At 61.8% G+C, this 26,888-nt stretch carries 26 protein-coding genes; 4 read left to right on the plus strand and 22 right to left on the minus strand.

The features are described from left to right. Positions 1-9 precede the first annotated feature (9 nt). The 5 genes from RPMA_RS22980 to RPMA_RS23000 form a co-directional block, all read right to left on the minus strand. Positions 10-1,164 (minus strand): glycosyltransferase family 4 protein, encoded by a 1,155-nt coding sequence (locus RPMA_RS22980; RefSeq protein WP_211909980.1) that lies wholly within the window; start codon positions 1,162-1,164, stop codon positions 10-12. Continuing rightward, positions 1,157-2,071, minus strand: coding sequence for a polysaccharide deacetylase family protein (locus RPMA_RS22985; RefSeq protein WP_249225357.1), 915 nt, complete (start codon positions 2,069-2,071; stop codon positions 1,157-1,159). The genes RPMA_RS22980 and RPMA_RS22985 overlap by 8 nt, the downstream gene beginning before the upstream one ends. 163 nt (positions 2,072-2,234) lie before the next feature. Beyond that, positions 2,235-3,734, minus strand: a complete 1,500-nt coding sequence (locus tag RPMA_RS22990) for a lipid II flippase MurJ (protein WP_211909983.1) — start codon at positions 3,732-3,734, stop codon at positions 2,235-2,237. Between the two features lie 28 nt (positions 3,735-3,762). Beyond that, positions 3,763-4,920: a glycosyltransferase gene (locus RPMA_RS22995; protein ID WP_211909984.1), complete on the minus strand. Its 1,158-nt coding sequence runs from the start codon at positions 4,918-4,920 to the stop codon at positions 3,763-3,765. Beyond that, complete coding sequence (locus tag RPMA_RS23000; protein WP_211909985.1) at positions 4,920-7,238, minus strand: polysaccharide biosynthesis tyrosine autokinase; 2,319 nt, start codon at positions 7,236-7,238, stop codon at positions 4,920-4,922. The genes RPMA_RS22995 and RPMA_RS23000 overlap by 1 nt, the downstream gene beginning before the upstream one ends. A gap of 354 nt (positions 7,239-7,592) precedes the next feature. On the opposite strand from RPMA_RS23000, the gene RPMA_RS23005 reads away from it, so the two are divergent. Beyond that, complete coding sequence (locus tag RPMA_RS23005) at positions 7,593-7,766, plus strand: DUF1328 domain-containing protein (RefSeq protein WP_211909986.1); 174 nt, start codon at positions 7,593-7,595, stop codon at positions 7,764-7,766. 21 nt (positions 7,767-7,787) lie between these two features. Here the strand turns inward: RPMA_RS23005 and RPMA_RS23010 are convergent, their stop codons facing one another. The 8 genes from RPMA_RS23010 to RPMA_RS23045 form a co-directional block, all read right to left on the minus strand. After that, positions 7,788-8,501 (minus strand): ABC transporter ATP-binding protein, encoded by a 714-nt coding sequence (locus tag RPMA_RS23010; RefSeq protein ID WP_211909987.1) that lies wholly within the window; start codon positions 8,499-8,501, stop codon positions 7,788-7,790. After that, the gene (locus RPMA_RS23015; RefSeq protein ID WP_211909988.1) at positions 8,482-9,246 is read right to left on the minus strand and encodes an ABC transporter ATP-binding protein; all 765 of its coding nucleotides are present in this window, start codon (positions 9,244-9,246) and stop codon (positions 8,482-8,484) included. Before RPMA_RS23015 ends, RPMA_RS23010 begins: the two co-directional genes overlap by 20 nt. Further along, entirely contained in the window at positions 9,243-10,235 is a 993-nt protein-coding gene (locus tag RPMA_RS23020; RefSeq protein WP_408056561.1) for a branched-chain amino acid ABC transporter permease, read from the minus strand. Before RPMA_RS23020 ends, RPMA_RS23015 begins: the two co-directional genes overlap by 4 nt. A gap of 5 nt (positions 10,236-10,240) precedes the next feature. Further along, complete coding sequence (locus tag RPMA_RS23025; protein WP_211909990.1) at positions 10,241-11,110, minus strand: branched-chain amino acid ABC transporter permease; 870 nt, start codon at positions 11,108-11,110, stop codon at positions 10,241-10,243. A gap of 8 nt (positions 11,111-11,118) precedes the next feature. Further along, entirely contained in the window at positions 11,119-12,744 is a 1,626-nt protein-coding gene (locus RPMA_RS23030) for an amidohydrolase (RefSeq protein ID WP_249225359.1), read from the minus strand. Between the two features lie 72 nt (positions 12,745-12,816). Beyond that, the gene (locus RPMA_RS23035) at positions 12,817-13,983 is read right to left on the minus strand and encodes an ABC transporter substrate-binding protein (RefSeq protein ID WP_211913788.1); all 1,167 of its coding nucleotides are present in this window, start codon (positions 13,981-13,983) and stop codon (positions 12,817-12,819) included. A gap of 115 nt (positions 13,984-14,098) precedes the next feature. Next, entirely contained in the window at positions 14,099-15,535 is a 1,437-nt protein-coding gene (locus tag RPMA_RS23040) for a glutamine synthetase family protein (protein WP_211909992.1), read from the minus strand. 65 nt (positions 15,536-15,600) lie between these two features. Further along, entirely contained in the window at positions 15,601-16,968 is a 1,368-nt protein-coding gene (locus tag RPMA_RS23045) for an aromatic ring-hydroxylating dioxygenase subunit alpha (RefSeq protein WP_211909993.1), read from the minus strand. Positions 16,969-17,270: 302 nt separating this feature from the next. Between RPMA_RS23045 and RPMA_RS23050 the strand changes: the two genes are divergently transcribed. The 3 genes from RPMA_RS23050 to RPMA_RS23060 all read left to right on the plus strand — a co-directional run bounded on the left by RPMA_RS23050 (position 17,271) and on the right by RPMA_RS23060 (position 19,761). Further along, positions 17,271-18,494, plus strand: a complete 1,224-nt coding sequence (locus RPMA_RS23050) for an NAD(P)/FAD-dependent oxidoreductase (RefSeq protein ID WP_211909994.1) — start codon at positions 17,271-17,273, stop codon at positions 18,492-18,494. Between the two features lie 11 nt (positions 18,495-18,505). Further along, complete coding sequence (locus tag RPMA_RS23055; protein ID WP_211909995.1) at positions 18,506-19,291, plus strand: IclR family transcriptional regulator domain-containing protein; 786 nt, start codon at positions 18,506-18,508, stop codon at positions 19,289-19,291. Between the two features lie 122 nt (positions 19,292-19,413). Beyond that, on the plus strand, positions 19,414-19,761 hold the full coding sequence (locus RPMA_RS23060) for a 5-carboxymethyl-2-hydroxymuconate Delta-isomerase (protein WP_211909996.1): 348 nt from the start codon (positions 19,414-19,416) through the stop codon (positions 19,759-19,761). Between the two features lie 102 nt (positions 19,762-19,863). Here the strand turns inward: RPMA_RS23060 and RPMA_RS23065 are convergent, their stop codons facing one another. From RPMA_RS23065 to phnH, 9 genes are all read right to left on the minus strand, one after another. After that, entirely contained in the window at positions 19,864-20,163 is a 300-nt protein-coding gene (locus RPMA_RS23065; protein ID WP_211909997.1) for an HU family DNA-binding protein, read from the minus strand. 246 nt (positions 20,164-20,409) lie between these two features. After that, complete coding sequence (locus RPMA_RS23070) at positions 20,410-21,030, minus strand: pyridoxamine 5'-phosphate oxidase family protein (RefSeq protein ID WP_211909998.1); 621 nt, start codon at positions 21,028-21,030, stop codon at positions 20,410-20,412. Between the two features lie 20 nt (positions 21,031-21,050). Next, complete coding sequence (gene phnN / locus RPMA_RS23075) at positions 21,051-21,626, minus strand: phosphonate metabolism protein/1,5-bisphosphokinase (PRPP-forming) PhnN (protein WP_211909999.1); 576 nt, start codon at positions 21,624-21,626, stop codon at positions 21,051-21,053. After that, positions 21,623-22,777, minus strand: coding sequence for an alpha-D-ribose 1-methylphosphonate 5-triphosphate diphosphatase (locus RPMA_RS23080; protein ID WP_211910000.1), 1,155 nt, complete (start codon positions 22,775-22,777; stop codon positions 21,623-21,625). Before RPMA_RS23080 ends, phnN begins: the two co-directional genes overlap by 4 nt. Before the next feature lie 10 nt (positions 22,778-22,787). After that, on the minus strand, positions 22,788-23,486 hold the full coding sequence (phnL, locus tag RPMA_RS23085; RefSeq protein ID WP_211910001.1) for a phosphonate C-P lyase system protein PhnL: 699 nt from the start codon (positions 23,484-23,486) through the stop codon (positions 22,788-22,790). Between the two features lie 7 nt (positions 23,487-23,493). Beyond that, a complete protein-coding gene (gene phnK, locus RPMA_RS23090) occupies positions 23,494-24,294 on the minus strand; it encodes a phosphonate C-P lyase system protein PhnK (protein ID WP_211910002.1) in 801 nt (266 codons plus the stop codon). Beyond that, positions 24,287-25,171, minus strand: a complete 885-nt coding sequence (locus RPMA_RS23095; RefSeq protein WP_211910003.1) for an alpha-D-ribose 1-methylphosphonate 5-phosphate C-P-lyase PhnJ — start codon at positions 25,169-25,171, stop codon at positions 24,287-24,289. The genes phnK and RPMA_RS23095 overlap by 8 nt, the downstream gene beginning before the upstream one ends. Next, complete coding sequence (locus RPMA_RS23100) at positions 25,168-26,277, minus strand: carbon-phosphorus lyase complex subunit PhnI (protein WP_211910004.1); 1,110 nt, start codon at positions 26,275-26,277, stop codon at positions 25,168-25,170. The genes RPMA_RS23095 and RPMA_RS23100 overlap by 4 nt, the downstream gene beginning before the upstream one ends. Positions 26,278-26,279: 2 nt before the next feature. Then, positions 26,280-26,888 (minus strand): phosphonate C-P lyase system protein PhnH, encoded by a 609-nt coding sequence (phnH, locus tag RPMA_RS23105; RefSeq protein ID WP_211910005.1) that lies wholly within the window; start codon positions 26,886-26,888, stop codon positions 26,280-26,282.

A 26,888-nucleotide genomic window follows, 5' to 3' on the forward strand; every position in this document is an offset into this window, starting at 1 on the left:
GATCCTGGCTTACATCGCCGCCCGTCTTCGCCTCGCAGCGGCATGACAGGCTGCAACGAGGTCATTTGCAACGGCCTCATAGGTGAAGCGGCGCATGACATTCTCTTGCGCCGCACGACCGCGCGCATGAAGCGCATTCGGATCGGTCGCGATCTCGTCCAGAAGCTGCGCCAAAGCAGCTGGATCGCTCTCGGGAACGATCCAGCCGCCATCACCGACAACGTCTGGAATCGCACCGCCTTGCGAGCCAATCACAGGCACGCCGCAAGCCTGCGCTTCCGTGATGACCCGGCCGAACTGCTCGCGCACGGATTTGGTGGTTCGCGTCAGCAGAACGAGCGCATCGAGACTCCTGAGGAAAGATGCAACATCCGCCGGCTTGCCCCATCCCTGGAAGCTGACCCGCGCGCCCAAGCCGAGCTCCGCCACGTGCTGGCGCAGCCGCTCTTCGTGAGGCCCCTCTCCCATCAAGGCCAGACTCACCGGGATTTTTGTTCGCGCCATCGCGTCCAAGGCATCGTCGAGCCCCTTTTCGACGACGAGTCGACCGACATATCCAATGCGGAACTCCGGGCGCATGGGCGGCGGCAATAGCGGTGTGACGTCTGGATTGAAGGTTGAAAGATCCACGCCATAGCCGATTGACGATACCGGGCCGCTATAGCCGCGTGCACGCACGACATCCGTCGCGTCGGGACTCCGCGAGAGAACATGATCCGTATGCGCAAGCACCTGCTCGCGGATAAACTCGAAGGGCGGAGGAAGCCGCTTGAGAATGTTCTGATCGACCTCCATCACCATGGCAGCCCGTCCCTTCAGGAAACGCGCCTGTAGAGCCACCACGCTCCAGGGTTCTTCCCAGAGATGAACCACGTCCGGATCGATGTCGCGAATGAGCCGGCGCAGGCCTGGATAGAAATGCAGATACCAGCTCATCGGTCCTGCACGCGGCAAGCGGATCGGCATCACATGCACAGTCATTCCAGGATCATCGGAGGGATCCGCCACGATCGTCCGCCCAAACTGATACCATAGGGCGGGGACGACGAGATCGACCGTGACATCGGCGCGCCCCGCGAGCGGATAATAGCGCAAGCGCCCTGCATCGCGGCTGACGGCGGGATGTGCGATCGACAGGATCTTGAGCGGGCGAGCGCTAGACACGGCCCATCATCCGTGCAGCGAGGCCGGTGAGACCGGACAGATGAAGTTCCATCGTGGCAACACTTCTATCGGATCCGTTGATGGTGCAACGGGGCAGTTCATAGGGATCCTGCCCCTGCAGGACGAGGCCCTTGCGCGTGGTCGCAGCACTCGCATAGCCGGCATCGCGCGCGATGGCGAAGTCGCGTGATCCGCAATCGCCCGAACGGCCATACGGGAATGCAAAATGGCGCGTGGGGGTTCCCAGTCGTTCAATGAGCCGATCGCGACATCCCTTCAACTCACCCAAGGCGCCATCGGCGCCCAGCGATGAAATCCGCGCATGCGTCACCGTATGACCGCCAATCTCGACCAGGGGATCGTCTCGCAATTCCTCGAGCATCTCCCAGGTGATCGCGTGCTTCCAGTGCATCGCGTCGATATCGATGCCATTGAGATCGCAGAACGTTGCATAGCGCTGCGCCGCCTGATGGCCGTCCCAACTCTCGGCAATCCGGTAGAAGGCTGCCTGCTTGGCCGGAAAGTCCGGCACGTCGATGTGGCCGTCCTCCACCGCCACGCGATCATTGTTGAGAAGCGTGTCCTCGAGACCGGCGGCCCAAAGTGGCAGCGTGCCGTCGGGAATGCCCGTGGTCACGAACAATGTGAGCGGCACATTGTGACGCCGGAACAACGGAACCACGTCTTCGAACGTGTCGCGATAGCAATCATCGATGGAAAAATTGACGAACCGCCTCTGGTTGGTCGCATCACGCGATCGTCGAACGGCTTCCTCGATCGTGACAACGTCCCACCCGTGCTGGGCAAGATAGGACAAGAACTGATCGAGAAAATTCGTGTCGAGGTAGAAGTCGCGGTTTGGCAACCTCTCCCATAGCTCGGCCGGCGCACCACGATGAAAGGTCATCAGACAACCGCGCCCGCTCAGAAATGCATCGGCGAGCATACTGATCGGACGAACCAAGGCATTGGATCCGGCCATTCTCCGCGCGGCCTGGGATAAAACATGCTTCATCCAAAATTCCTCGGTCGGAGCCTGACCACCCGCGATAAAAAACGACTAACTCAAATCACACCCGGCCTCGCAAACGCGCAATCGCCTTCACGTAAACGCCGGGAAGCAGCATTGCGAACGATACCGCGATACAGACGAGACATGCGGCACCTCCCACCAGCAAGCGCTGCCATGTTCCCGCGAGCAATTCGTGAATTTGCCAACTGAGAAACACCATCAGCGCCGCAGGCATACTGGCAAGAAACAGCCAGAACAGAAGCTTCCGACGCGACTTCAAAACCATCATCACGCCTGCCAACAGCACGATACCACGGGCTGCTTCTCCCAGTCCAAGCAGCAACGTCCCGGAATCCGTGACGTGAGGCAGATACGACGTCACAAGGTTAATCGCGATATTACCTAAATACGCAGTGACGATGATCAGGGCAGCCGCGAAGTTCCGACCCGCGCCGTTCAGGATGCGGATCAGGATCCAACCGAGTGTCGCGGCCCACAGTCCGCATGAAATGCCCTGCAATGCCTGACTGGTCAGAAGCAACGCATGCTCATTGAACGCGCCACGAAAGAAGACGAGACGAACAATGTCGGGCGCAAACATGAAGAGGAAAGCGGACGCCGGAACAGCGAGCGCAAGAATGGGCCGCGCAATGGCTTCAATCTGCGGACCGATATCTTTCGGGGGATGGCTCGACAACACGGCCAGGCCTACCGGCTGGCTGATCAGCAGCAGCGCGCTTTCCGTGAGCGTTCGCGCATAGTCGAGAGAAGCGACGGCACCGGTTCCCACGCGCGATGCCAACAGACGCTCGATCCAGATATTTGCCTGTTCGGCAATCGGAAGCGCCAGCAGCGGACGAAGCCGAATGAAGAATTCCCGGCTGGTCGCCAGCAGCGCCTTCAACGACAGTCCGCCGAAACCGATCACGCCTTCGCGCCACATGGTGATCAGGCCCCACGCGGCGAGTGCGTTGAATGCAATCGAGAACGACCACGCCAGCGTATGATAATTGCGGGTCAGGACGATGAGCGCCACGCCGATCAACACGGCGATATTCAGAATGCTGGCGCGCATATTGGTCAGGCGTGTTCGCCCCAGCGCAATCTCGCCGGATGCCAGCACATTGACCATGACCGACGCGGGCATTCCCAGCGCCATGATCCGGATGAAATCCAGCGTGAGACTGCGACCTTCTTCGGAGAAACCGCCGACCAGCGCCTGGACCGCCAAACTCCCGAGCAACTGCAGGGCGACCATCAGGACCATCGCCAGGCCGGTCAGCGCGACGACGAGTGTTCCCAGCCGCTGAGGTGCATCGTCGGCCTTCAGCGCTTCGCGATGCATCGGAATCATGACCGCTGGCACGGTCTCGTTCTGCAGGAATGCGATCGGCAGGAAGACCGCCGTGATCGCGCCGCGAAATCCATCCGCGACCAGTGTGGCGCCAAGCACATGCGCCATGACGATCTCGCGGCCAAAGCCAAGCAGCTTGCTGGTGAGCGCGCCACTGATAAGCAATGCCGTAAAGCGACGCGTCGATTGGCGCGGCTCGCTCATCGCACGCAACCGCGCATGGCACGCCGCGCTAGCATGCGGCTTTCGGCGCAGCAGCGCCTCTTATCAGAGCGGATATCACATCGATCATTTGCGTCACGCCATAGTGCGATCTGGCACGCGTCTCTGCATATCGCACCTGCTCGGCGATCGCAGGTGTCCTGTCCAGCACCTGCGTGATCGCGGCAGCGAGCCCGTCGGCATCGCCGGGGCGGACCAGCGTGCCTGCCTTTCCGTCTTCGAGAATGTCGGAGGCTGCGCCGGCGTCGGACGCGATCACGGGCACATCGGCCAGCATCGCCTCGACCAATGTCCGACCGAACGGTTCCGGATCGATCGATGGATGAACAACTGCATCCATTGCGCGCATCAACCTTGGCACATCGCTGCGCTGACCAAGAAACTGCACGCGGTTGACGATGTCCAGGTCGCGAACCATCGCGCGCAGGCGTTCCTCGTAAGCTTCTTCCCCGAACAGCGCCGATCCCGCGATGATGCAATGAACATCAGAGATCTTCGACAGGGCCTGCAACACGACATGCTGCCCCTTCCACTCGGCCAGACGGCTGAAGACGCCGATCAGCGGCCCCGCAGGCAGATCGAGCTCGCGCCGGATCTCGGCGGGCGCGGCCGTCTCCGGCGCGATATCCAGACCGTTAGGCACGACGGTGACAAGATTTCGTCGTCCGCCTTCCGCGATGAAGGCATCAGCCGCAACGCGCGACGGCACGATGACCCGAACGGCACACCGGTTTGCGAGAAACACCTGTATACGCCGTTGCGCCGCCCCGAAATGAGCGGGAGAGATAATATCGTGCAAGTGCCAGATCAGCGGACGTCTCGACAGCCACGCAGCGACGGCCGACAGCACGAAGGCTTTTTGGGAGTTGGCATAAACGACATCATGCCTGCGTGCGGCGCCTATCAACTCACGGATGACAGCCACCATCCCGCTGACGATCGGGATCACCTTGAGCAGGGAGCTGTCGCGCCGAACCCCGCTAAAGCTCTGCGCGGAGTGCGACACCGATACGTTCAATCCCCGATCCGCAAGCGCCTGGCGCAATGGCCCTTGTTCGAACAGAAACGCCGATTGCCCGGCCCACGGCACGACCAGGTCCAGGAGCACCAGTTCGGCGCCGGATATCGATCCGGTGTGGCAAACGAACAGGACCCTGGGCGTTGGCATTACGACGCTCCGGCATAGGCGTCGGTCAGAGGACGTGCGCTGCGCGGGGTCCCACTTCCGTCCGGGACCATGGTGATGGCAATGCCCATCAGATCGCCGCCAGCCACCCGGACGGCGCTGGAGGTCGCAACGGCTTGCCCGATCGAGGATCGCCCGGAGCGCATGCAGAGCAGAACGGAATCGACCTGCTTGGCCAAAACGCCGATATCCGTCTGAATTCCCGGTGACGGCGCATCGACAAGAACCACATCATAGGTCTGTGCCCACAGCAGGAGATCGCCCAGCGGCTTGCGCATCAGAAGCTCTGCCGAGGCCGGATAAGGCCCGGCCGGAATCACATCTAGATTCGGCGTCCCCGTGCTGACGACGGCCTCACGCGGCATGATCTCGTTGCGCAGGATGCCCTGCAATCCGAGGCCGCTCCGCAATCCGAGCGCCGTCTCGATCTTGGGCGCACCGAGATCGCATTCGATCACCAAGACATTGCGCCCCGTCTCTGCCAGATAGCTGGCGAGCGACAATGTGAGGAAAGTCTTGCCTTCGGCAGTGGACGGCGACGCGACCAGAATCGTCTTGCGGATCTTTCCATCAGCGGGCGACAAGATACTTTCAGCGAGATCGCGCAGCGCATCCTGATAGTGACGATCTTCCCGCGCTTGCGGCAAGGCACGCGCCAGAGACGCTCCTGACTGCGCCGCGAGTATAGCGCCGATCGGCGACTCGGAGAGCTCGCGCTGAACCGCCGGGAGCCGCGCCAGCACGGGCGCGCCGGTGACAACCGACAATTCGGACGACGAGCCAGCAAGCGACGGACTGGATGTCCTCGCAACGGGGGTATCCGTGGTGGCCACCTCAGCCACCGGCGGCGCGACCGAAACATCCGGCGTCACCGACGGCGTTGGCACGATCCGCGATACCGGCGTTGCATCGGCATCAGCTGCGCGGCGCACCGGTGTCAGCAACTGCGTCAAGCGATCAAGCTTGATACGGTCTCCAAAGAACGCGGCAACACATGCCAGCAACAGTGCGATTGTCCCGCCGGCGGCAAGGAATGGCAGTTTCTTCGGAAAGAACGGTTTGGCCGGCAGTTCCGCCAGGCTGACAAGCCGCGTGTTTCCGATCAATACGCGCCGCTCGGTTTCCAGTTCGCTGGCACGCCGATAGAGTTCGGCATATTGTGCACGCTTGATCTCGGTATTTCGCGCAAGGCTCTCGATCGACGCTTCGTCTGATGTTGCCGAGCCTGCATCGGCCTTGGCATCGTCCAGCTGCTTTGTGAGCGACTTAACAATGGCATCATTCGAGTCATAGGTCTTCTGCACACTCGCAATGATGCTGGCGACTTCCGTATTGATGCGCTCCCGGATCGCCGCCTGCTCCTGCTCGAGGCCGCGGATCGACGGGTGACGCGGGCCGAGCGAATTCGACTGGCTCGCAAGCTGCGCCGTCACCACGGTCAACTGCTGCTTGAGATCGGTCACCGAGCGGCTCGATTGCACGGCCGGCGAATCGATCGCACGCGCCTGATTAGCCTTGATCTCCTGCAAGCGCGCTGCCGCTTCCGCACGCGCATTCTCGGCATTTGCCAGCTGCTGACTGACACTGGTGAGACGTTCCGACCAGATCGGCGCCTGCTGGCCCCGCGCCAGTCCCCGGTTGCGACGGAAAGCCTGGATCTTGGCATCGGCTTCGCGCACCTCTGCATCCAGCTGCTTGGCTTGCGTCCATAGATAGGATGCAGCGGCCTCGCGGCTATTGGCATTGGTGGTGCGTTGCTCTTCGAGAAACGCGTTGGTCAGGGCATTCGCCATCTTCTGCGCCGTCGCAGCACTTGGCGACGTGTAGGCGATATTGATGACACGCGATCGGCCAACGGCGCCGATGGAATAATTGCCGGCCGCATAATCGACCAGCACCGCCGTATCGGTCTTCATCTCTTCGCAGTTGGACGTATTGAATCCGCCCCTGGCGAAACACTCCGCAGACGCCGCCTCACGCAGCCCGGGCGTATCCACGGCAAGACGGATCAACCGCGGCGACTTGATGACAATGAGCTGGCTCTCGACATCGGCGGGATCGCCGATCTTCGACGCCCATGCGGCAGACGCGTTGCTATTGCTCGGCTCCTGCTCTGCAACGATCACGGAGCCGGTCGCAAGATAGCGCACAGGAATGATGAGAAGCGCCAGCACGGTGATGATCATCACGGCACAGGCGACACCCGCGAAAATCTGACGATGGCGCCAGATCTTCAACAGCGGGCTTTCGATCGATGGATCGATCGGATTCTCAGTAGTGGCCGGACGACGAATGAACATGGCGCATCAGACTGTGTCACGAGGCAGAATTGATACATCGTGGACTTCTGTCGATTCGCTATCCACGAGCATCCATTTCTCAACGGCCGTCATACGCATACTGAACCCCTCGTCCATGCGCGTCAAAGACACGGCAGGAGCGCTTACTCATGCGTCATTAGCGAATGTCTTGGTTAAGAGGTGGTTTAGAATTTGATATTTCGGGCTCAAACTGCCCAATTGGTAGGCTTCTACGCAGGCCAACGAGAAGCATGCGCACCAATGCGGCATTTAAGTAGTCACTGAACTGTTTTCATCAGTGGAACCAAGCATCGCCGACCTGCGTTCCAGCTCTGACAATAACGGAGCGACGCTATGAGCCTGCTGAAATGGGCACTCATCTTCTTCTTGGTATCGATCGTGGCCGGCGTGTTCGGCTTCACGGGCATTTCGGCAGCGACAGCGGATGTCGCAAAGATCCTGTTCTATATCTTCCTGGTGATCTGCGTCGTGCTGCTCGTACTCGGCATTACGATCTTCCGAGCCTAGCGCGCCGCGGCGCGCTGAGGATTAGTGGATGCCTACACCGACTAGCCGATCGACCAGATCGCGGTCGTTGATCAAAATATCGGGCGCGCCCTGCCAGCTGGTGCGCCCGCGTTCCATCACCATCACATTGTTGGCAAAGTCGAGCGCACGCTCGATCTGTTGCTCGACAAGGATGATCGTCATGTCTCCGGTCGCCGCCAGCCGCACCAGCATCGCCATCAACTCGTCGCAGATCACCGGCGCGAGTCCCTCGAGCGGCTCGTCCAGCAGCAGGACCGACGGCTTGCCAAGCAGGGTTCGCGCCATCGACAGCATCTGCTGCTCGCCGCCCGACAATTGCTTGCCGAAATTGCCGCGGCGCTCCCGCAGGCGCGGAAACATCTCATAGGCTTCGTCCAGCGCCGATGGCGGACGGCCTTTCAGCCCGGCTCGCAGATTTTCCTCCACCGTCAGCGACGTGAAGATGTCCCGGGTCTGAGGCACGTAACCGATGCCGAGCTTGGCGCGCGCCGACGTACGCGCACTGGTGACATCCTCCGCACCATAGCGGATTTCACCGCCGTGGCATGTGGTCAGCCCCATCAGGGTTGCCAGCAGCGTCGTCTTGCCCATGCCGTTGCGGCCCAGCACCGCGAGGCGATCGCCCGCTTTCACGTCGAAGGAAATTCCCTCGATGATGCGTGTCGGCCCGTAGCCCGCGCTGAGATTGCGGATTTCAAGCGGTGCGGCGGGCATCGGCATAGCTCCCGAGATAGGCGCGGCGCACCTCGTGGTCGGCGGTGACTTCAGCCGGCGATCCCTCGAAGATCAGCTTCCCGGCAGCGAGCACCAGCACACGTTTGGCAAATTTGAACACCAGGTCCATGTCGTGCTCGATCATGAGCACGGCAATATCCGGCGGCAAGCGATTGATAGCATCGAGGATCTTCGGCGCCTCGTCATGCGGCACACCGGCTGCAGGCTCATCGAGCAGCAGGACTTTCGGCTGCAAGGCGAGCCCGATGGCCAGTTCGATCAGGCGCTGCTGGCCATAGGCGAGCTCCACCACCTTGCGATAGGCGAGACGGTCGAGGCCGAGATGCGCGAGGATCTCGCTCCACTCGGCTTTGACGTCCGGCATTTCCGTCGAGCTGGAGAAGAACCGGCGGCTGATGCGCCTACGCTGCATGATCGCCAGCGCGACATTGTCGGCAACGGTGAGGTTGGCAAACAGACGCGTGGTCTGGAACGTGCGCACCAGCCCGCGACGCGCGCGCTCGGGAATGCTGAGCCCGGTGATATCGTCGCCTGCCATGAAGAACTGGCCTTCGCTCGGCGCGATGTCCCCGGTGATCAGGTTCACCAGCGTGGTCTTGCCGGCGCCGTTGGGGCCGATCAGCGCCACGCGATCGCCAGACGCGAGCTTGAAATTGACGTCACGCGTGACGTGCAGGCCACCGAACGAGCGCGAGACGCCGCGAGCTTCGAGAAGATCGGTCATGCCGCCTTTCCCTTGCGCGTGAATTTCGTCCGGAGCGTCAGCACCGGCTCGATCAGGCCGCGCGGCGCGAACACCACAATGAGGATGAGCAGCAGGCCGACCAGCGTCATCCAGTGGAACGGATTGGCGGCCGCCACGATATGCTCGAAGATCATGAAGATCACGGTGCCGGCCAGCGCGCCCCACAGATGTCCGGCGCCGCCGAGCACCAGCATGACAAGCACTTCGGCCGAGCGCTCGAAGCTGACGCTGTCGAGGCCGACCACGCCGGTCGAGATCGCCGTCAACGCGCCGCCGATGCCGGCCACCGCGCCAGCCACGCCATACATCACGACAAGGCGCGGATAGATCGACACGCCGATCATTTTTGCGCGAAGATCGTCATCCTTGATGCCGCGGCACATCAGGCCGAACGGCGAGCTGACGAAGCGCTTCAACACGATGAAGGTGATGACCAGCACGCCGAGCGAGAACAGAAAGCCGGTGCGGCTATACATGTCGAAACCGAATATGCCGAACACCTTGCCGGGCTCGATGCCCGACAGGCCGTCGCTGCCGCCGGTGAGCCAGGAGAGCTTGTTGGCCAGACCGGCCACGAGCTGGCCGACGGCGATCGACAGCACCAATTGCGGCAGACCGCGGAAGCGCGTGATCAATGCACCGGAGATCAGACCCATCACCGTGCCCGCGAACAACCCCACGGCCAGCAATGCGACGGGATCGGTGATCCCACGAATACAGGCGATGCCGGCCGCATAAGCGCCCACGCCGAATTGCGCGGCATGGCCGAGGGTGGCGACACCGCAATAGCCGGTGACGAGATCGAGCGACAGCACCAGAAAGGCGATGCCGATCAGGCGCGTCAGGAAAGCGAGATCATCCGGGAACAGGAAATAGCCCACGGCGCCGAGCGCGAGGATGGCGACGGCGCCGGCTGCCTCCTGCGCAAACGGGACATTGCGTTTGTGGGGAACATGGGTCACGGCCATCTCGCTCATGTATGCGCCTTGCCGAACAGGCCGTGCGGGAACAGAAACACGATCAAGATCACCGACAGATAAAAGAAAAAATCGCCGAATTCCGGCGCCAGATATTTTCCGGTCGTATCCGCCAGCCCCAACAGCAACGATGCCGACAATGCGCCAAGGATCGAACCGGCGCCGCCCACGGAGACCACCACGAGGAAGGTCACCATGTAGCGCAGCGCGTAGTAAGGCTCGATGGGTAGGATCTCCGCGCCGACCACGCCGCCGAACGCGCCGAGGCCAATCGCGAGCGCGAAGGTCGCGGCATAGATGATCTCGGTGCGGATGCCGAGCGCATCGGCCATGCCGCTGTGATCGACAGACGCGCGCAGCTTGATGCCGAATTCGGTCTTTTCGATCAATAGCCAGAGCGCCAATGCTACGACGATGCCGCAGGCAATGACGAAGATGCGGTGCGTCGGCAACATGCGGAAGCCGATATCGAGCGGGCCACTCAATGTTGCCGGCAACGGGATCGGCTTCAGCGACGGGCCGAAGATGAAATTGACGATGCCGATGATGAAGAAGGTGATGCCGATGGTCATCAGCACCTGCATCAGGGGATCGGCCTTGCGATAGATGCGGCGATACAGCAGCAGCTCGAACGGGATCGAGGCTAGAATGGCGCCGACCACCGCGAGCAGGATGGCCACACTGTAATGCACGCCGAGATCGCGCAGCGCATAGGAGGCGAGATAGCCGCCGATCATGGCGAAGGCGCCATGGGCGAGATTCACCACGCGCATCAACCCCATCATGATGGACAGGCCGATGGAGATGATGAACAGCACCATGCCATAGGCAACGGCGTCGGTCAGGATGCTGAAAACGGTGCGCATGCTTAATCCTATGCCGAATGGCGGGCCGAGCGCCATGTGCCCTGCTGCGGCATGGCGTCGTGGACGACGGCACCGCGCACCATGGTGAGCAGAACCTGGGTCGATTTCAGCCGGGCGACGTTCGTGGCGAAGGGGTCACGATCGAGGACGATGAGGTCGGCAGCCATGCCGGGCATCAGCGTGCCGCGCCAGTCTTCCTGCTTCATGGCAATGGCGCTGCCCACCGTATAGCTGTGGATCACGTCGCGCACGCTCACGGCCTCGTCAGCTCCGATCGCTGGGCCGCTGTCGGATGCGCGGCAAACGGCATCGCCGATGCCGTCCCATGGCGACCACGACCCGGTCGGCGCATCCGAACTCGCGATATAGGTCACACCCGCCTCAATCACCGAGCGGCCAGGATAGCAGCGATCGGAGCGCGGACCGAACGCCCCGGAGATCGAGCGGCGCATGCGGGTGAGAAAGCTTGGCTGGGTCACCACCAGCGCCCCTAGCGCCTTCATTCGCGCGAGACCGCCGTCAGGCGGGACGAAATAATGCTCGATGCGATGGCGCATATTTTCGCGGGGATGCGCGGCCTGCGCCTTCTCATAGGCTTCGATGATGCAGTCCGTCGCGCGGTCGCCGCAGCAATGCACAGCCACCTGCCAGCCCGATGCATGAGCCTCGCCAATCACGCGCTGCAGCTCGGCTTCGTCGCGCATGAAGAAGCCGCGGCTCGGTGTATCCGCATAGTCCTCGCTGACAGCGGCCGTGCGTGCGCCGACGATCCCGTCAGCGAAATATTTCAGGCTGATGGATTGCCAGTCGGCATCCGGCATCGGCTTCAAACCTCGCTCGGCTGCCTCATCGGGATCCAGCTGGTTGATGAAACCGAGGCGCATCGGCACAGCACCAGCCTTGCGCAACTCATTCCAGACAGCGAATTCGTCGTCGAATCCGACAGTGAAACCGACAGCGGCTTCGACGGCGGCCACCATCCCCATGCGTGTGCTGTCAATAATGGTCGCCCGCAAGGCGGCGATCAGCTCGTCGCGGTCCATCGGCGGTGCCGCGCGAAAAATCAGCTCGGCCGCGCTTTCCTTGGCGCAGCCATCGAGCGCGCCATCCGCAGAGCGACCGAAGGTACCGCCTTCGGGATCGGTGACATCATCATCGATGCCCAGCAGCGCCAGCGCCTTGCTGTTGACGACAGCAACATGGCCACAGAAACGGCGGATCAGCACAGGATGATCGGGAATGACGGCATCGATCTCGGCGCTCGTGGGCAGCCGGAGTTCGGCGAGACCATTTTCATCAAGGCCAGCGCCGAGCACCCATTTGTCGGACGAGATGTCACCAGCGCGCTTCGCCAGCAGCGCCAGCACGGCAGAAACGCTCGCAGCATCGCGTGGCGTCACCGGCACCTGCAGGCGCGCATGGGCGATGGCAAAGAGATGGATATGCGCGTCGGTGAGACCGGGAATAACCACGCCGCCTTTGAGGTCGATCGTCTCATCGGCTCCGGGTGCCGCATCAGCCGCACCAGCCCAGATCACCTTGCCATCGCTGACGACAATGCTGTCCGCAGGAGCTTCGTCCCAGGCGGAACGATAGATACGGCCATTGGTGAGCAGGATGGAAGACGAAGACACGACGCGGGTCATCTACAATTGAGGTGAGAAAAATCCCGAGGCACGCGCTGCGCGCCTCGGGCCGACATGTTTTTACTGCTTGCTGAGCGCCCAATCGGGCTGATCGGCAAAGGTCTGGCTTTCCTTGTTGATCAGCTTGCCATCCACCTTTTCCACGCTACGAAGATAGACGTTCTGGCGAATGTGGCGGGTGGTCGGATCGATCGACACCGGGCCGCGCGGCGACACCCACTTCATGTCCTTCACCGCGTCCACGGCCTTGGCTGGATCACGCTTGCCATCGGTGGCCTCGATCATCTTGTAAATCAGGCGCGCACCGTCATAAGCGGCGACCGAGGTCATGGTGACCTCATCGGTGCTGGCGCCACCCTTCTTGAGCTGGGCGAGGAATGCGGCATTCTCCTTGGAGTCATGCGACACCGCATAGTGATAGGTCGACAGGATGCCGATGCCGGCATCGCCGATATTCGGCAGGTCCGGTTCGGTGACCACATCGCCCGTGGACATCAACTTGACGCCGCCGGCTTTCAAGCCATTGTCGATATAGGCCTTCACGAAGCCGAGGGTCGGCGGACCCGCAGGCAGGAAGGTGAAGATCATGTCGGCGCCGGAATCCTTGATGCGCTGCATGAGCGGGCTGAAGTCGGTGGTGGCGAGCGGAATGCGCACGGCTTCGACAACGGTGCCACCCTCGCCTTCGAACGTCTTCTTGAACGCCGCTTCGGCATCGATGCCCGGACCGTAATCGCTGACAGCGATCGCCACTTTCTTTGCGCCGTTCTTGAACGCGACCTTCGCGGCCGGCACCGTGTTCTGCCACATGGTGAAGGAAGTGCGGACGATATAGGGGCTTTTCTCGACGATGGCCGAGGTCGCTGCGTTCATCACGATCAGCGGCGTCTTGGATTCTTCCAGCAGTGGCGCAATCGCCATCGCGTTCGGCGTGAAATAGGCGCCGGCGAGATATTGCACCTTGTCCTTAACGAGCAGTTCCTGCGCCAGCGCCTTGGACTTCGCCGGGTTCGGGCTTTCCTCGTCCTTGTAGATGAATTCGACGGTGTGGTTGCCGACCTTGTTGCCATGCTCGGCGACCCAGGCATCGATGCCCATCTTGAAGTTCTTGCCGAACAACGAATACGGCCCCGACATGGTGCCGATGACGCCGACCTTGATGACATCGGCGGATGCCGCGCTCGTCATCAGGCCCGTGATGGCCAGTGCAAGTATCGACTGCTTCATTCTTGTCATTCTGGTTGTCCCCCTGTGTGACCGAAACTTTGATGTCGCGGTTTCGTATTCAATAAACGTGCCGGTTATCACTGCAACGACGGCGGGTGCGCGTCATCGTCGCGACTCAGAACATTTCGAAATATTCGCGCTGCTCCCAGTCGGAAACCTCCGCCTGGAAACGATCGATCTCAGCATTCTTGATGTGCGTATAATAGTCGACCATGGTCGCCCCCATTTTTTCGCGGAAGAACGGGTCCTCCTTCAGCGCGAAGGTCGCTTCACGCAGCGATTTCGGCAAAAGATCGACATTGGTCTCATAAGGCGTATCGGCGCTCGGGCCGGGATCGAGCTTGCGATCGACACCGTCGAGGCCTGAGAGAATCTGCGACGACATATAGAGATAGGGATTGGCCGCGGGCTCGCCGACGCGGTTCTCGATGCGTGTGGCGGAATCGTTCAGCCCGCCCAGCACGCGCAGCATGGCGCCGCGGTTGTCGCGGCCCCAGATCGCACGATCCGGTGCCAGCGAATAGGAGCGATAGCGCTTGTAGCCGTTGATGGTCGGCGTGGTGAACACGGTCGCCGCGCGCGCATGCGCGAGCAGGCCTGCGAGATAGCCCTGCCCGAATGGCGACAGCGGCTGCGTGCCTTCGGTCGGCATGAATGCATTGGCACCGGTGGCGCGCGACACGATGGACTGATGCAAATGCCAGCCTGACGACACCACATTCGGAATCTTCGGTCGGCACATGAACGTCGCGTGATAGCCGTGACGATGCGCGATCTGCTTCACGGCTGATCGAAACAACACCATGCTATCCGCCGGTGTCAGCCCCACCGTCGGCTGGAACGTGAATTCGCACTGGCTCGGGCCGTATTCGACTTCGACCGAACGCAACGGCAGGTTCAGCGCCAGCACATCCCGCCGGATAATCTCCAGCACCGGCTCCATCTGATCGTAACGCTGCTCGGTGAGATAATTGTAGCCGTGCGACAGCAGGCTGACCTCCGGCGGATTGCCGGGTTGGCCGGCATCTTCCGGCTTCATCCGCTCGTTCTCGACGCGGAAGATATGAAACTCGACTTCAAGACCGGCAATGAAATCATAGCCGCGGGTTTCGAGATCCCCGAGCACCTTCTTGAACAGGTTTCGCGTGGCGAATGGCACCGGACGACCATCGGCGAAATGCACGTCGCATAGGATCCAGCCCGTCTCCGGCGCCCAGGGCAGCACGCGGAAGGTGGTAGGATCAGGGATCATCAGCACATCTGCCGCGCCCTGCATCTCCGGGATGCCGAAACCGCCGCCGGCGGTGAACACCGGAAACACCGTCTTGTGCGACGTGTCCTTGGCGAACATGGTCGTGGTGATGGAGCAGCCGCTTTCGAGGCTACGCAGTGCCTCGCTTGCGATCAGCGTCTTGCCGCGCAGGATGCCGTGCTGATCGGGGAACGACAGCCGGATCACCTCCAGCTTCTGTTCCTCCACAATGGCGCGCAGCCGCTTCGCTGCAGCCTTCTGCTCCGCGGACCACAAACCGTGACGTTCAACGAAACTCAACGTGACCTCTCCTACCCTGCAACGGCGCTCCTGCCCTCGCCCCGCAAGCGGGAGAGGTTAGAAACTTACTCTGCCGCCGGCAGATGAACGACGTTCGAACCCGGCTCGGTCTGATCAGCCGGCACCGGCGCCATCCATGGCGCGCCGCGGCGGCGGGCGACATCGACTTCCATCCAGTAGGTCTCCCAGCCCTTGCTCGGGCCGATGCCATCCATCGTGCCCGGACCCTGGATACTGCGCGCGCTGTCCGCATCGAGGAACAACATCGGCTTCTGGCCGCCGGCAACTTTCTCGATTTCAGCGCGAAGCAGCTTGCGATAGGCGATGATCGCCTTGTCGCTTTGTCCGAGATGCTCGCGGGTGCGATCCTGGATCGCGCCCATAGACTCCACCGCCCACTGGTCGTGGACATTGATGTCGGCGCCCATACCCGTATAGGTCTCGTGCTTCTGCTCGTGCGGATCGAAACCGTAATCATTGCGCTTGTTCTTGCGCGAGGTGTAGTTCGGCAGCTCATAGAGTTCGAGCCGCTGGTCGGTCATCTTCTTCTTGTCCACCGGCTTGGTGTAGCTGGTGAAGATCGCATACCAGTAGCAATTCTCGTCATCCACCGGCACATGCCACTGGGTGATGGTCATTTCCGCGCTCATGGGAATGACGAAGCCGTGCGGGAAGAGCTGGTTGGTGACGCGCACATGGGTGCGCTCCTCATCGAGTTCGCGCAGCGCAATCAGGCGCAGGCCGTATTCGGTGGATTCCACATTGATGATCGGACGGTCATATTCGCGCAGGATCTTGGTCATCGGCACTTCGGTGCCGGCCGAGGCGCCGCGGAACTGCTTCCCATAGGATGCTTTCACATCCTCGTCCTCGAAGAAGCGATGCAGGAACGAGGCATGGGCGGGATCGATGCCGACCTCCAGCGCCTGCAGCCAGTTGCATTCGAACAGCCCCTTGAAGGCGAAGGTGTATTGCTCCGGCGCAGCAAAACAGTCGATTTCCGGGAAGGCCGGCGGCTGGCCTTCGCCGAGATAGGTCCAGAGAATGCCGCCCTTCTCCACCACGGGATAAGCGCGCTGCTTGATGCCCTGACACAGGCGCGAATTCTTCGGCTCGGCCGGCGTCTCCAGACACTTGCCTTCGACGTCGAACAGCCAGCCATGGAAGGCACAGCGCACGCCGCCGCCTTCCAGGCGACCGAAAGCGAGATCGGCGCCACGATGCGGACAGTCGCGATCAAGCAAGCCATAGCGACCCTGCTCGTCGCGGAAGATGACAAAATCCTCGCCCAGGAGGCGCACCGGGCGGATCGGGCGCTCGCCTTCGAGCTCGGCAGTGAGCGCGGCCGGCTGCCAATACATGCGCATCAGTTTGCCTGCGGGCGCCTTGGGCCCAATGCGGGTGATCAGGTCGTTCTGCTCTTGGCTCATCATGGCACTGGACCTTTCCTCAATTGGCTCGCTGACCGATGGATTCCACGATCGTGAGCAAAGTCAGCGTTTCGCGACTTATGTTCGCGTATTGAACTTATGTACGAATTTTAGCGTTAGACTAATTCCAAGCAAGCGGAATTTTGCAGCATGAACTGCTGCGTTACTGAGCAACTGCAGCAATTTGCGCTCAACACATCACCTTGCGAGCAGCGAACAGTTGTTCAATATACGGACAAAGATCAGGAGCTGATGATGTCGAAGATTTTGAAATTGCGAGCCGATCGGGCAGCGGGAGCGCGCGTATGAGCAAGGGTCTCGTCATTGTCGGCGCCTCTTATGCAGGCGTCCAGGCCGGCATCAGCGCACGCGAAAAAGGTTATCAGGAGCCGATCCGCATTGTCGCGGACGAAATTCACCTGCCCTATCAGCGCCCACCGCTATCCAAGGCATTCCTGCAGGGCGACTTCGCGCATAACAGTCTGTTCCTGCGCGGCGACGATTACTTCAAGGGCCAGGGCATCGAAATGGTGCTCGGCCATCGCGCCGTCGAACTCGATCGCGCGAAGAACCGCATCACACTCGAAGGCGGCGACAGCCTGCCTTTCGATTCCCTCGTCATCGCCACGGGTTCGCGCGCACGCCGCCTCACCATCCCCGGCGCCGAGCGCGATGGCATCGTCTATCTCCGCACGCTCGACGACGCGCTGACGCTGAAGCCGCGTCTCGAAGCCGCAAGCGACGTCGTCATCGTCGGCGGCGGCTTCATCGGCCTCGAAGTCGCGTCCACCGCCGCCAAGACCGGCAAGAAGGTGACGTTGATCGAAGCGCAATCGCGTTTGCTGGAGCGCGCGGTGTCACCGCTGATCTCGCAATTCCTGCTCGACATCCATCGCTCGCATGGTGTCGATATCCGTTTCAACGAAGCCGTTGTTGCGATCGAAGGCACCGGCGCCGTGCATGAGGTGATCACCTCCAGCGGCTTGCGCGTGCGCGCCGATCTCATCGTCGCCGGCATCGGCGGCATCGCCAATGACGAGCTCGCCGTGCAGGCCGGCATCGCCAGCGCCAATGGCATCGATGTCGATGAGCATGGGCGAACTGATGCGCCGAACATCTATGCCGCCGGTGACGTCAGCAATCATCACAACAATTTCGCCGGCCGCCGCGTGCGCCTCGAAGCCGTGCAGAACGCAACGGACCAAGGCAAGGCTGCGGGCTCCATGATCGCCGGCAAGCCGGAAGCCTATGACGCCGTGCCGCGCTTCTGGTCCGATCAGTACGATGCCAAGCTGCAGATCGTCGGCCTCTCCGCGCCCACCGATACGGCCGTGGTGCGCGGCGATATGACCGAAGGCAAGTTCTCCGTGTTTTACTATCGCGACGGCAGACTGACTGCGGTGGACAGCATCAACAAACCCGGCGACCAGATGATCGCACGCCGTCTGATCACCGCATCCCTGTCCCCGACACCGGAACAGGCCGCCGATCTTGCCTTCGACCTGAAGAAATTCGAAGCGGGCAAATAGGCCGACACCGCATGCCCAAGATCAAGCGCCCCGACGACGAACGCGGCAATACCGACTTCATCGAAAGCCTGGATCGCGGCCTGCGCGTGTTCGAAGTGTTTGGCGCACAGTCGCGCCCGAGGACGTTGAGCGACGTCGCCAAGGCCGCGGACCTGCCGCGCGCGACCGCGCGGCGCATCTTGTTCACGCTGGAACATCGCGGTTACGTGACCAGCGACGGCAAGCTGTTCGCGCTGACGCCGCAAGTGCTGGCGCTCGCTGGCTCCTATATGACGTCCAATCAGATCGTCACTATTTTGCAGCCGGTGCTGGATCAGATTTCGAGCGACGCGCAGGAGATTTCATCGCTTGCGGTGCTCCAAGGCAATGACGTGATCTTCGTTGCCCGCGCGAGCCCGGCACGCGTTTTTTCCGCCGGCATCGATCTCGGCTATCGCCTTCCCGCTTATTGTTCGTCGGTCGGCCGCGCCATGCTCGGCAAATATTCGAACGAGGACCTGACTCAGGCGCTCGATGCCATGACGCTGACGGCGATGACACCGTTTACGGTCACGGACAGGGAATCGCTCAAGGCCGCCATCATCACCGATCGCGAGAAGGGCTATTCGCTGGTGGACCGCGAGGCCGAGCCGGGTTTCCGCTCGATCTCCGTGCCCGTCAGACGCTATGATGACACCATCGTCGCAGCGGTCAATATGGGCGCACATGTGGACCGGGTCTCGACCGGTGAGATGATCGACCGCTTTCTGCCGCTGCTACGCGACGCCGCCGCCACGGTGAAGCCGCTGCTGCTCTAGACTCCGCGCTCATCCTGAGGAGCCGCAAAGCGGCGTCTCGAAGGATGCGCCAAACAACTCATGGTTCGAGACGGCGCTGCGCGCCTCCTCACCATGAGGGACACCGTGAAGGACCGACGCCCATGCCCCATCTCGTCATCGAATACTCCAACGACGGTCATGGCGATCTGCTCGATGTCGCCAAACTGATGGAAGCCCTGCACGATACGGCAGCCGACACCGGCGCGATGAAAGCAGCGGACATCAAGGTCCGCGCCACAGGCTTTGCGGATTATCTGGTGGCCCGACACAAGGACGGTTTCTGCCACGTCTCGGTCTATCTGCTCGAAGGCCGCACGCCCGCGCAGAAGATCGCCGTCAGTGAATCCTTACGCGAGACGCTCGTAAGACTGCTTCCCCAAACCAAGAGCCTCAGCGTCGATATCCGGGACATGGACCCGATCGCCTACCGCAAACGGTTGAACGACTAAGCCCTCCCCAAAAGAAAACGGCGCGACATCGCCTGAGCGGTGTCGCGCCGTTCTCAATTCAGCGGCAGCGGTCGAACCTGACGGCGACCGCGCCGGATCGCCTTAGACGGCGTCCTTCGCAGCCTTGACCGGGCGAGCGCGCACGATCTTGCGGGCCGGCTTGGCCTTGAAGGTCATGGCTTCACCGGTGAACGGGTTGGTGCCCTTGCGAGCCTTGGTCGCCGGCTTCTTGATGACGACGAACTTGGCGAAGCCCGGAACCAGGAACACGCCGTTCTTCTTGAGTTCCTTGTAGCCGAGGGTGGCGAGGTTCTCGAGAACGCCCTTGACGTCCTTCTTGGTCAGTTCGGTGGTCTCAGCGATTTTCTCGATGAGCTGGGACTTCGTCATTTGGTCGGCCATGTCTGCACCTTTTGTTTGGCAGGGGTGATTCGATGACACAGACACTAGCGGAATCGCCGGAAAAAACAGGCGCGCAATGGGCTCGGCGACCGTTTTTCCCTTAAAAAATGATGTTTTTTGGCGCACAGCCCCCGATTCGACTTGTACGGCAGGGATTCGGGGACCGCGCAAGCCCATTTCCTATAAATAAAGGGGCTGAGGGATTCAGGCATCGCCTGCTCCAGCCGATCCCCCTATCAGCGCGCCTTACCACATGGTCTGCCGCGCCCGTTCCGGCCAGGCGCGGTCGTATTCGACGCCGCCAACCCGCTGCTCGCTCATCTCGGCCAGGATTTCGCCAGGTGTCGGCAAGGTCTTTGGATCGACCCGCTTGTCCGGATTCCACAGGTCCGAGCGAACGATGGCGCGGGCGCACTGGAAATAGATTTCGCCGACATCCATCACGATCACGGTCCGCGGCGCCTTCTCGGTGACGGCGAAGGATTCCAGCAGATCCGGATCGTCGGACAGATGCGCCATGCCATTGATGCGCAGCGTCGTGCCGGAGCCCGGGATCAGGAACAGCATTCCGATGCGGGGATCCCTGACGATGTTACGCAGGCTGTCGATCCGGTTATTGCCGCGGCGATCCGGCATCATCAGGGTCTTGTCGTCATGGATGCGGACGAAGCCCGGCAAGTCGCCACGGGGCGAGCAATCGAGCCCTTCCGGGCCAGAGGTCGCCAGCGCCACAAAGGGCGACACCTCGATCAGGCGGCGATATTGCGCGGTGACACGATCGGCGACCTTGGCGGTGGATGCCTCACCGACATCGTCGAGGCGGCCATAGATGGTTTCCAGCTGTTCGATACTCTCGATCACTGCCACGGGCTTGCTCCCATTGGTGTCTACCGTCCCTTGATGATCCCGATCAGTTCGGCGGCATGCGCATCGGCCTTGCTGACATTATTGATGGTGACGTCGGCGCCGGATGTCTCCACGCTGCGCTTCAGGCGATCACTGAGCGGCCCATCGCTGGCGCGTGCCCGTGACGCAAGCCGTGCGGCAAGCACCTCAGGCGGTGCTGTAATGGAAACCACGACCACATCGGCATAGGCCGTGCGCAGCGCTGGGATCACTGTGCGCGAGATATTGGCGACGACGTTGCGGCCGGCGCGGATGTCATCGTCGATCGACCGCGGCAGCGCATAGCAAAGCCCATGCGCTTCCCAATCAATGGCGAAGGCGCCATCTTCCCTGGCGGCGCGGAATGCGTCAGGCGTCACCTGCACATTATTCTCATGGGCGGACGCCTCGCGCGTCACCACGCGGCGGACGAAGACGACGTCGTGGTCATCAGCCAGAGCAGCCTGCGCCAGACCCAGCAGCGTATCCTTGCCGGCGCCTGACGGCCCGACGACCAGCACCAGCCGGCCCGGTCCGATCTTCGCCTGAAGCTCGGGGATCGCTGCGAGGTCGGTCATGCCACACGCTGCCCTTCCCGCCACACGCTGCGCACCACCGGCACATCATGGGCGACATGAACGCGGATCACATCGGCGCGCTTGCCGATCGCAATCTCGCCGCGATCCATCAGGCCAATCGCTTCCGCCGGCCGCTTGGTAACTGTGCGGACGGCGCTGGCGAGATCGATCGCCGGCACCTTACTGGCGAGCTGCAGCGCGCCCATCAAAAGGCTCGACGGGACATAGTCCGACGACAGGATATCGAGCATGCCTTCGCGGGCGAGATCGATGGCAGCGATATTGCCGGAATGCGAACCGTTGCGGACCACATTCGGCGCGCCCATCAGGATGCCGATGCCGGCCTTGTGCAAACCATGCGCGGCTTCGAATGTGGTCGGAAACTCCGCCACCGACACCTTGTCAGAGACCGCCTCGCTGACGTTCTCATCGGTCGTGTCGTCATGGCTGGCCAGCGGGATGTTATTGGCATGCGCGAGCGTCACGATCGCGCGCGTATTGGCGGCTGCATATTGCTGCTGGCAGGCGAGCCGATTGGCGAACAGGAGATCAAGTTCAGCATCGGTCTTGCCGCTCTTGCCGCGATAATAAGTGCGCAACTTCTCTTCGTCGCGGAATTGGCGCTGGCCGGGTGTGTGATCCATCAGCGACATCAGCCGCACCTCGGTCTTCCCCAGCAGCGCCTTCGCTTCCTCGACCACCGACGGCATCGGAATCTCACAGCGCAGATGCAGGAAATGTTCGACGCGCAGGAGATCGGCCTTGCCGGCATTGGCGATCGAATCCACCAGAAGCTCGGCATAGCTGTCGATGCCCTGGCTCGAATCCTCACACCCGACCCGCACGGAATCGAGCACCGTGGTGATGCCCGACGTGGCGAGCTGGCCATCATACGAGACCACCGCAGAAATCGGATCCCAGAACACCTTCGGACGCGGCATGAAATGCGCCTCGAGATGATCGGTATGCAGTTCGACCAGACCGGGCATCACCAGATCGCCCCGCGCGTCCTCAAACCCGCGTGGCGCATCGCCTTCGCCGAACTCGGCCACTTGGCCATTGGCAAAGGCCACCCAACCCTTGTCGATGACGCGATCGGCCAGAACGAGCCTGGCGTTGCCGATGACGGTTTCAGTCGATGAAGCGCTCATGGTCTCCCTTTCAGGCAGCAGCGGCGAAGGATGTGACATCGATCAACCGGTCGGCGATCAGATGCCGCACTTCGTCGTCATGGACAATGGCCACCATGGCCACGTCAGCACGTTTTTTCTCGGCGACGAGATCGACCACCACGGCGCGATTGGCCGCATCCAGCGACGCGGTCGGCTCGTCGAGCAGGAGGATAGGTAGATCGGAGATGAAGCCGCGCGCGATATTCACGCGCTGCTGCTCACCGCCGGAGAAGGTCGATGGCGGCAACTGCCAGAGGCGCTCGCCGATATTCAGCCGCTTCAGCAACGCGCCCGCGCGCGCATGCGCCTCCTCGCGGCTGACGCCGGCGTTCAGCAAGGGCTCGGCAACCACATCGATCGCCGCCACACGCGGAACCGCGCGCAGAAACTGGCTGACATAGCCGATAGTGTCGCGACGGACGCTGAGGATCTGGCGCGGCTCGGCGCTGGCGACATCGACGAATGTGCCGAGATGACGCACCGTGATGGTACCGCCGTCGCAGCGGTAATTGCCGAAGATCATTTTCAGGATCGACGACTTGCCGGCGCCGGACGGGCCGGACAGCACGACGCATTCGCCGGCATTCACGTCAAACGTGACGCCATGCATCACCGGCAGCCGAATGCCACCCTGCAGGTGCATGACGAAGGTCTTTTCGGCATTCCGGAGTTCGATCATCGCAGTCATGGTGTCCTCACGCCGGCAGGATCGAAGAAACGAGCAGTTGCGTATAGGGCTCGCGGGGATCGTCGAGCACCTGGTCGGTCAGGCCGGTCTCGATCACCCGGCCGCCCTGCATCACCATCACGCGATGCGACAACAGCCGCGCCACCGCGAGGTCATGGGTCACGACGATGGCCGACAAGCCCAGCTCACCGACCAATGATCGCATCATGTCCAGCAGCCGCGCCTGCACGGAGACATCCAGCCCGCCGGTCGGCTCATCCATGAAGACGAGGCGCGGCTCGGTGACGAGATTGCGCGCGATCTGCAGGCGCTGGCGCATGCCGCCGGAATAAGTGCGTGGCGCATCGTCGATGCGGCTGCCGGAGATTTCGACGCGCTCGAGCCATGTCGTCGCCGTTTCGCGGATCTTGCCATAGTGATTGTGGCCGACGGCCATCAACCTCTCGCCAACATTGGCGCCGGCCGAAACGGCCATGCGCAGGCCCATAGCGGGATCCTGATGCACAAAGCCCCAGTCGGTGCGGAACAGAAGCCGGCGTTCGGCCTCACCCATCGCCGCGAGATCGCGCGTGATGCCGTCGCGCATGCGGTAGGAGACGCGGCCGGAATTCGGCGCGAGTTGCGCCGACAGGAGCTGCAGCAGCGTCGACTTGCCCGAACCGCTCTCGCCGACAATCGCCAGTACTTCGCCGGGATAGAGCTTAAAGGAGACGTCACGGCAGGCCTGCAGTCTGCCATAGGTCTTGCCGAGCCCTTCCGCGATCAACAGCGGCGCGTCGTCCTGCAATGTGGTGGTGCGATCAAGCATGACGGCTCTCCGCGAAAGGCGATGCGTTCTCGCTGCCACGATGGCCCTGCGCCTGTCGTGTCTCGCAATAATCGGTGTCGGAGCAGACGAACATGCGGCTGCCCTTGTCGTCGGTGACGATCTCGTCGAGATAGGAGTCCTCGGCGTTGCACAGCGCACAACACGCTTTGTGCTTGTAGGGCTCGAACGGATGATCCTCGAAATCCAGCGACTGCACCTTGGTGTATGGCGGGATCGCGTAAATGCGCTTCTCGCGACCGGCACCGAACAACTGTAGCGCGTCGCAATTGTCCATCTTCGGATTGTCGAATTTCGGCGTCGGCGACGGATCCATCACATAGCGCGCATTGACCTTCACCGGATAGGCATAGGCCGTGGCGATGTGGCCGAAGCGCGCAATGTCCTCATACAGCTTCACATGGATCAGGCCATATTCGGCCAGCGCATGCATGCGGCGCGTCTCGGTCTCGCGCGGTTCGAGGAACCGCAGCGGCTCGGGTATCGGCACCTGATAGACCAGCACCTGATGCGCGCCGAGCTTCGCTTCCGGAATGCGATGGCGCGTCTGGATCACCGTCGCGTCTGCCGTGTTCGTCGTCACGGCAACGCCTGCGGTCTTCTCGAAGAATTTGCGGATCGAGATCGCATTCGTCGTGTCATCGGAACCCTGGTCGATGACCTTGAGCTTGTCATCCACACCGAGAATCGCCGCCGTCACCTGCACGCCGCCGGTTCCCCAGCCATAAGGCATCGGCATTTCGCGCGACGCGAACGGCACCTGATAGCCCGGGATCGCGATCGCCTTTAGGATCGCGCGGCGGATCATCCGCTTGGTCTGTTCGTCGAGATAAGCAAAGTTGTAAGTCGGCGCGTTCATTCCGCGGCCTCCTGCATAGGCATCGGCGCTTCATTGGCCTCGGCGAATTCCTTGCGCAGTTTTCGCAGCAACCCGAGTTCGGACTGGAAATCCACGTAGTGCGGCAGCTTGAGATGCTCGACGAAGCCGGTCGACTGCACATTATCGGAATGCGACAGCACGAATTCCTCGTCCTGCGCGGGCGCCTTGACGTCCTCGCCGAGTTCGCGCGCACGCAGCGCACGATCGACCAGCGCCATCGACATCACCTTGCGCTCACATTGCCCGAAGGCGAGTCCATAGCCGCGCGTGAAGCACGGGGCTTCGGTCTCGCTGCCCTTGAACTGGTTGACCATCTGGCATTCAGTCAGCGTGATCGAGCCGAGCGGCACCGCAAAGCCGACATCTTCGGCGACGAATTCAACCTCCACCTCACCGAGGCGGATTTCGCCGGCAAAGGGATGATTGCGGCCATAGCCGCGCTGCGTCGAATAACCAAGCGCGAGCAGATAGCCTTCATCACCACGCGCGAGATTCTGCAGACGCAGATCGCGATCGGCGGGGAAGCTCAGAGAATCGCGCGTCAGATCGCCGACGGGCTTTTCTGAATCTTCAGTGGGCGACTGCTCGATCAAGCCGTCACGCCCGAGGATATCCGTGACGCGCGGCATGATGCCGGGCTCCGCTTCGGCCACCACATTCGGTTGCTCCGGCGATCCCTCGCTCATCAGCGACGGATCAAGCAGACGATGCGTATAGTCAAAGGTCGGGCCAAGCACCTGACCGCCAGGCATATCCTTGAAAGTCGAGGACACGCGACGACGCACCTGCATCTTCGCGGTATCGACAGGCTCGCTCGAGCCAAAGCGCGGCAGGGTCGCGCGGAAAGCCCGCAGCAGGAAGATCGCTTCGATCATGTCGCCACGCGCCTGCTTGATGGCCAGCGCAGCCAGTTCGCGATCATAAAGCGAGCCCTCGGTCATCACGCGATCGACGGCGAGGCCGAGCTGGTTCGATATCTGATCCAGCGACACTTCGGGCACATCGCGATCACCGCGGCGCTCATGCGCCAGCAGCCGATGGGCATTTTCAATGGCGCGTTCACCACCCTTGACGGCAACATACATATTCAGCCCTCCCGCGCGACGAGGCGCGTGGTGCGCGGCAATGCGACAATTGACTCACCGGAGACCAGCAGCAGATCGATACCGCGCGGAAAGCGCCGCGCATTCTCGGCCAATCGATCGATCAGATCCGGCACGCCGATGGCTGCGCGCAGGATCGTCGTGCCATCGATGCCCGGGCCGCTCAGTTCATAAGCGGGACCTTCCTGCAGGCTTGCCACCTGCAGAATGATCGTGGTCGAGCGATCCGGATATTCGGGCGTGCCGAGCGCGAAGCTATCGAATTCCGGCAGCTTGATGGGATCGGCGATGACCGCGAAGCTGCTCGCGGCTGCGTCGGCAATCACCGGCGCGCTGGTGTGAAACTTGATCCACTTGGCCACATCGTCATTCGCAGCAAGCTTCGCATCGAGCCACACGGGCGTATCCTGATCGAACAGCGTCAGCGCGATCGCCGCGGCACCGCGCATCATCGGCGCTGGCACGCCGGACACTGCGCGAATGAGCTGCACGCTGCCGGGACGCGCCATCGCATCCATGACCGTGCGAAACGTCGATTGCGCGGCGAGAACCTTGTCAGCGAAACCGGCCGGCATTTCTGCAATCGTCGTCAT

The sequence above is a fragment of the Tardiphaga alba genome, from assembly GCF_018279705.1.
GTDB lineage: Bacteria > Pseudomonadota > Alphaproteobacteria > Rhizobiales > Xanthobacteraceae > Tardiphaga > Tardiphaga alba.

Excerpts from the sequence above, each read along its gene's own strand:
- RPMA_RS22985 (WP_249225357.1), bottom strand. The coding sequence starts at position 2,071 with ATGACCTTTCATCGTGGTGCGCCGGCCGAGCTATGGGAGAGGTTGCCA.
- RPMA_RS22990 (WP_211909983.1), bottom strand. The coding sequence starts at position 3,734 with ATGAGCGAGCCGCGCCAATCGACGCGTCGCTTTACGGCATTGCTTATC.
- RPMA_RS22995 (WP_211909984.1), bottom strand. The coding sequence starts at position 4,920 with ATGCCAACGCCCAGGGTCCTGTTCGTTTGCCACACCGGATCGATATCC.
- RPMA_RS23000 (WP_211909985.1), bottom strand. The coding sequence starts at position 7,238 with ATGTTCATTCGTCGTCCGGCCACTACTGAGAATCCGATCGATCCATCG.
- RPMA_RS23005 (WP_211909986.1), top strand. The coding sequence starts at position 7,593 with ATGAGCCTGCTGAAATGGGCACTCATCTTCTTCTTGGTATCGATCGTG.
- RPMA_RS23010 (WP_211909987.1), bottom strand. The coding sequence starts at position 8,501 with ATGCCCGCCGCACCGCTTGAAATCCGCAATCTCAGCGCGGGCTACGGG.
- RPMA_RS23015 (WP_211909988.1), bottom strand. The coding sequence starts at position 9,246 with ATGACCGATCTTCTCGAAGCTCGCGGCGTCTCGCGCTCGTTCGGTGGC.
- RPMA_RS23020 (WP_408056561.1), bottom strand. The coding sequence starts at position 10,235 with ATGGCCGTGACCCATGTTCCCCACAAACGCAATGTCCCGTTTGCGCAG.
- RPMA_RS23025 (WP_211909990.1), bottom strand. The coding sequence starts at position 11,110 with ATGCGCACCGTTTTCAGCATCCTGACCGACGCCGTTGCCTATGGCATG.
- RPMA_RS23035 (WP_211913788.1), bottom strand. The coding sequence starts at position 13,983 with ATGAAGCAGTCGATACTTGCACTGGCCATCACGGGCCTGATGACGAGC.
- RPMA_RS23045 (WP_211909993.1), bottom strand. The coding sequence starts at position 16,968 with ATGATGAGCCAAGAGCAGAACGACCTGATCACCCGCATTGGGCCCAAG.
- RPMA_RS23050 (WP_211909994.1), top strand. The coding sequence starts at position 17,271 with ATGAGCAAGGGTCTCGTCATTGTCGGCGCCTCTTATGCAGGCGTCCAG.
- RPMA_RS23055 (WP_211909995.1), top strand. The coding sequence starts at position 18,506 with ATGCCCAAGATCAAGCGCCCCGACGACGAACGCGGCAATACCGACTTC.
- RPMA_RS23060 (WP_211909996.1), top strand. The coding sequence starts at position 19,414 with ATGCCCCATCTCGTCATCGAATACTCCAACGACGGTCATGGCGATCTG.
- RPMA_RS23065 (WP_211909997.1), bottom strand. The coding sequence starts at position 20,163 with ATGGCCGACCAAATGACGAAGTCCCAGCTCATCGAGAAAATCGCTGAG.
- phnN (WP_211909999.1), bottom strand. The coding sequence starts at position 21,626 with ATGACCGACCTCGCAGCGATCCCCGAGCTTCAGGCGAAGATCGGACCG.
- RPMA_RS23080 (WP_211910000.1), bottom strand. The coding sequence starts at position 22,777 with ATGAGCGCTTCATCGACTGAAACCGTCATCGGCAACGCCAGGCTCGTT.
- phnL (WP_211910001.1), bottom strand. The coding sequence starts at position 23,486 with ATGACTGCGATGATCGAACTCCGGAATGCCGAAAAGACCTTCGTCATG.
- phnK (WP_211910002.1), bottom strand. The coding sequence starts at position 24,294 with ATGCTTGATCGCACCACCACATTGCAGGACGACGCGCCGCTGTTGATC.
- RPMA_RS23095 (WP_211910003.1), bottom strand. The coding sequence starts at position 25,171 with ATGAACGCGCCGACTTACAACTTTGCTTATCTCGACGAACAGACCAAG.
- RPMA_RS23100 (WP_211910004.1), bottom strand. The coding sequence starts at position 26,277 with ATGTATGTTGCCGTCAAGGGTGGTGAACGCGCCATTGAAAATGCCCAT.
- phnH (WP_211910005.1), bottom strand. The coding sequence starts at position 26,888 with ATGACGACGATTGCAGAAATGCCGGCCGGTTTCGCTGACAAGGTTCTC.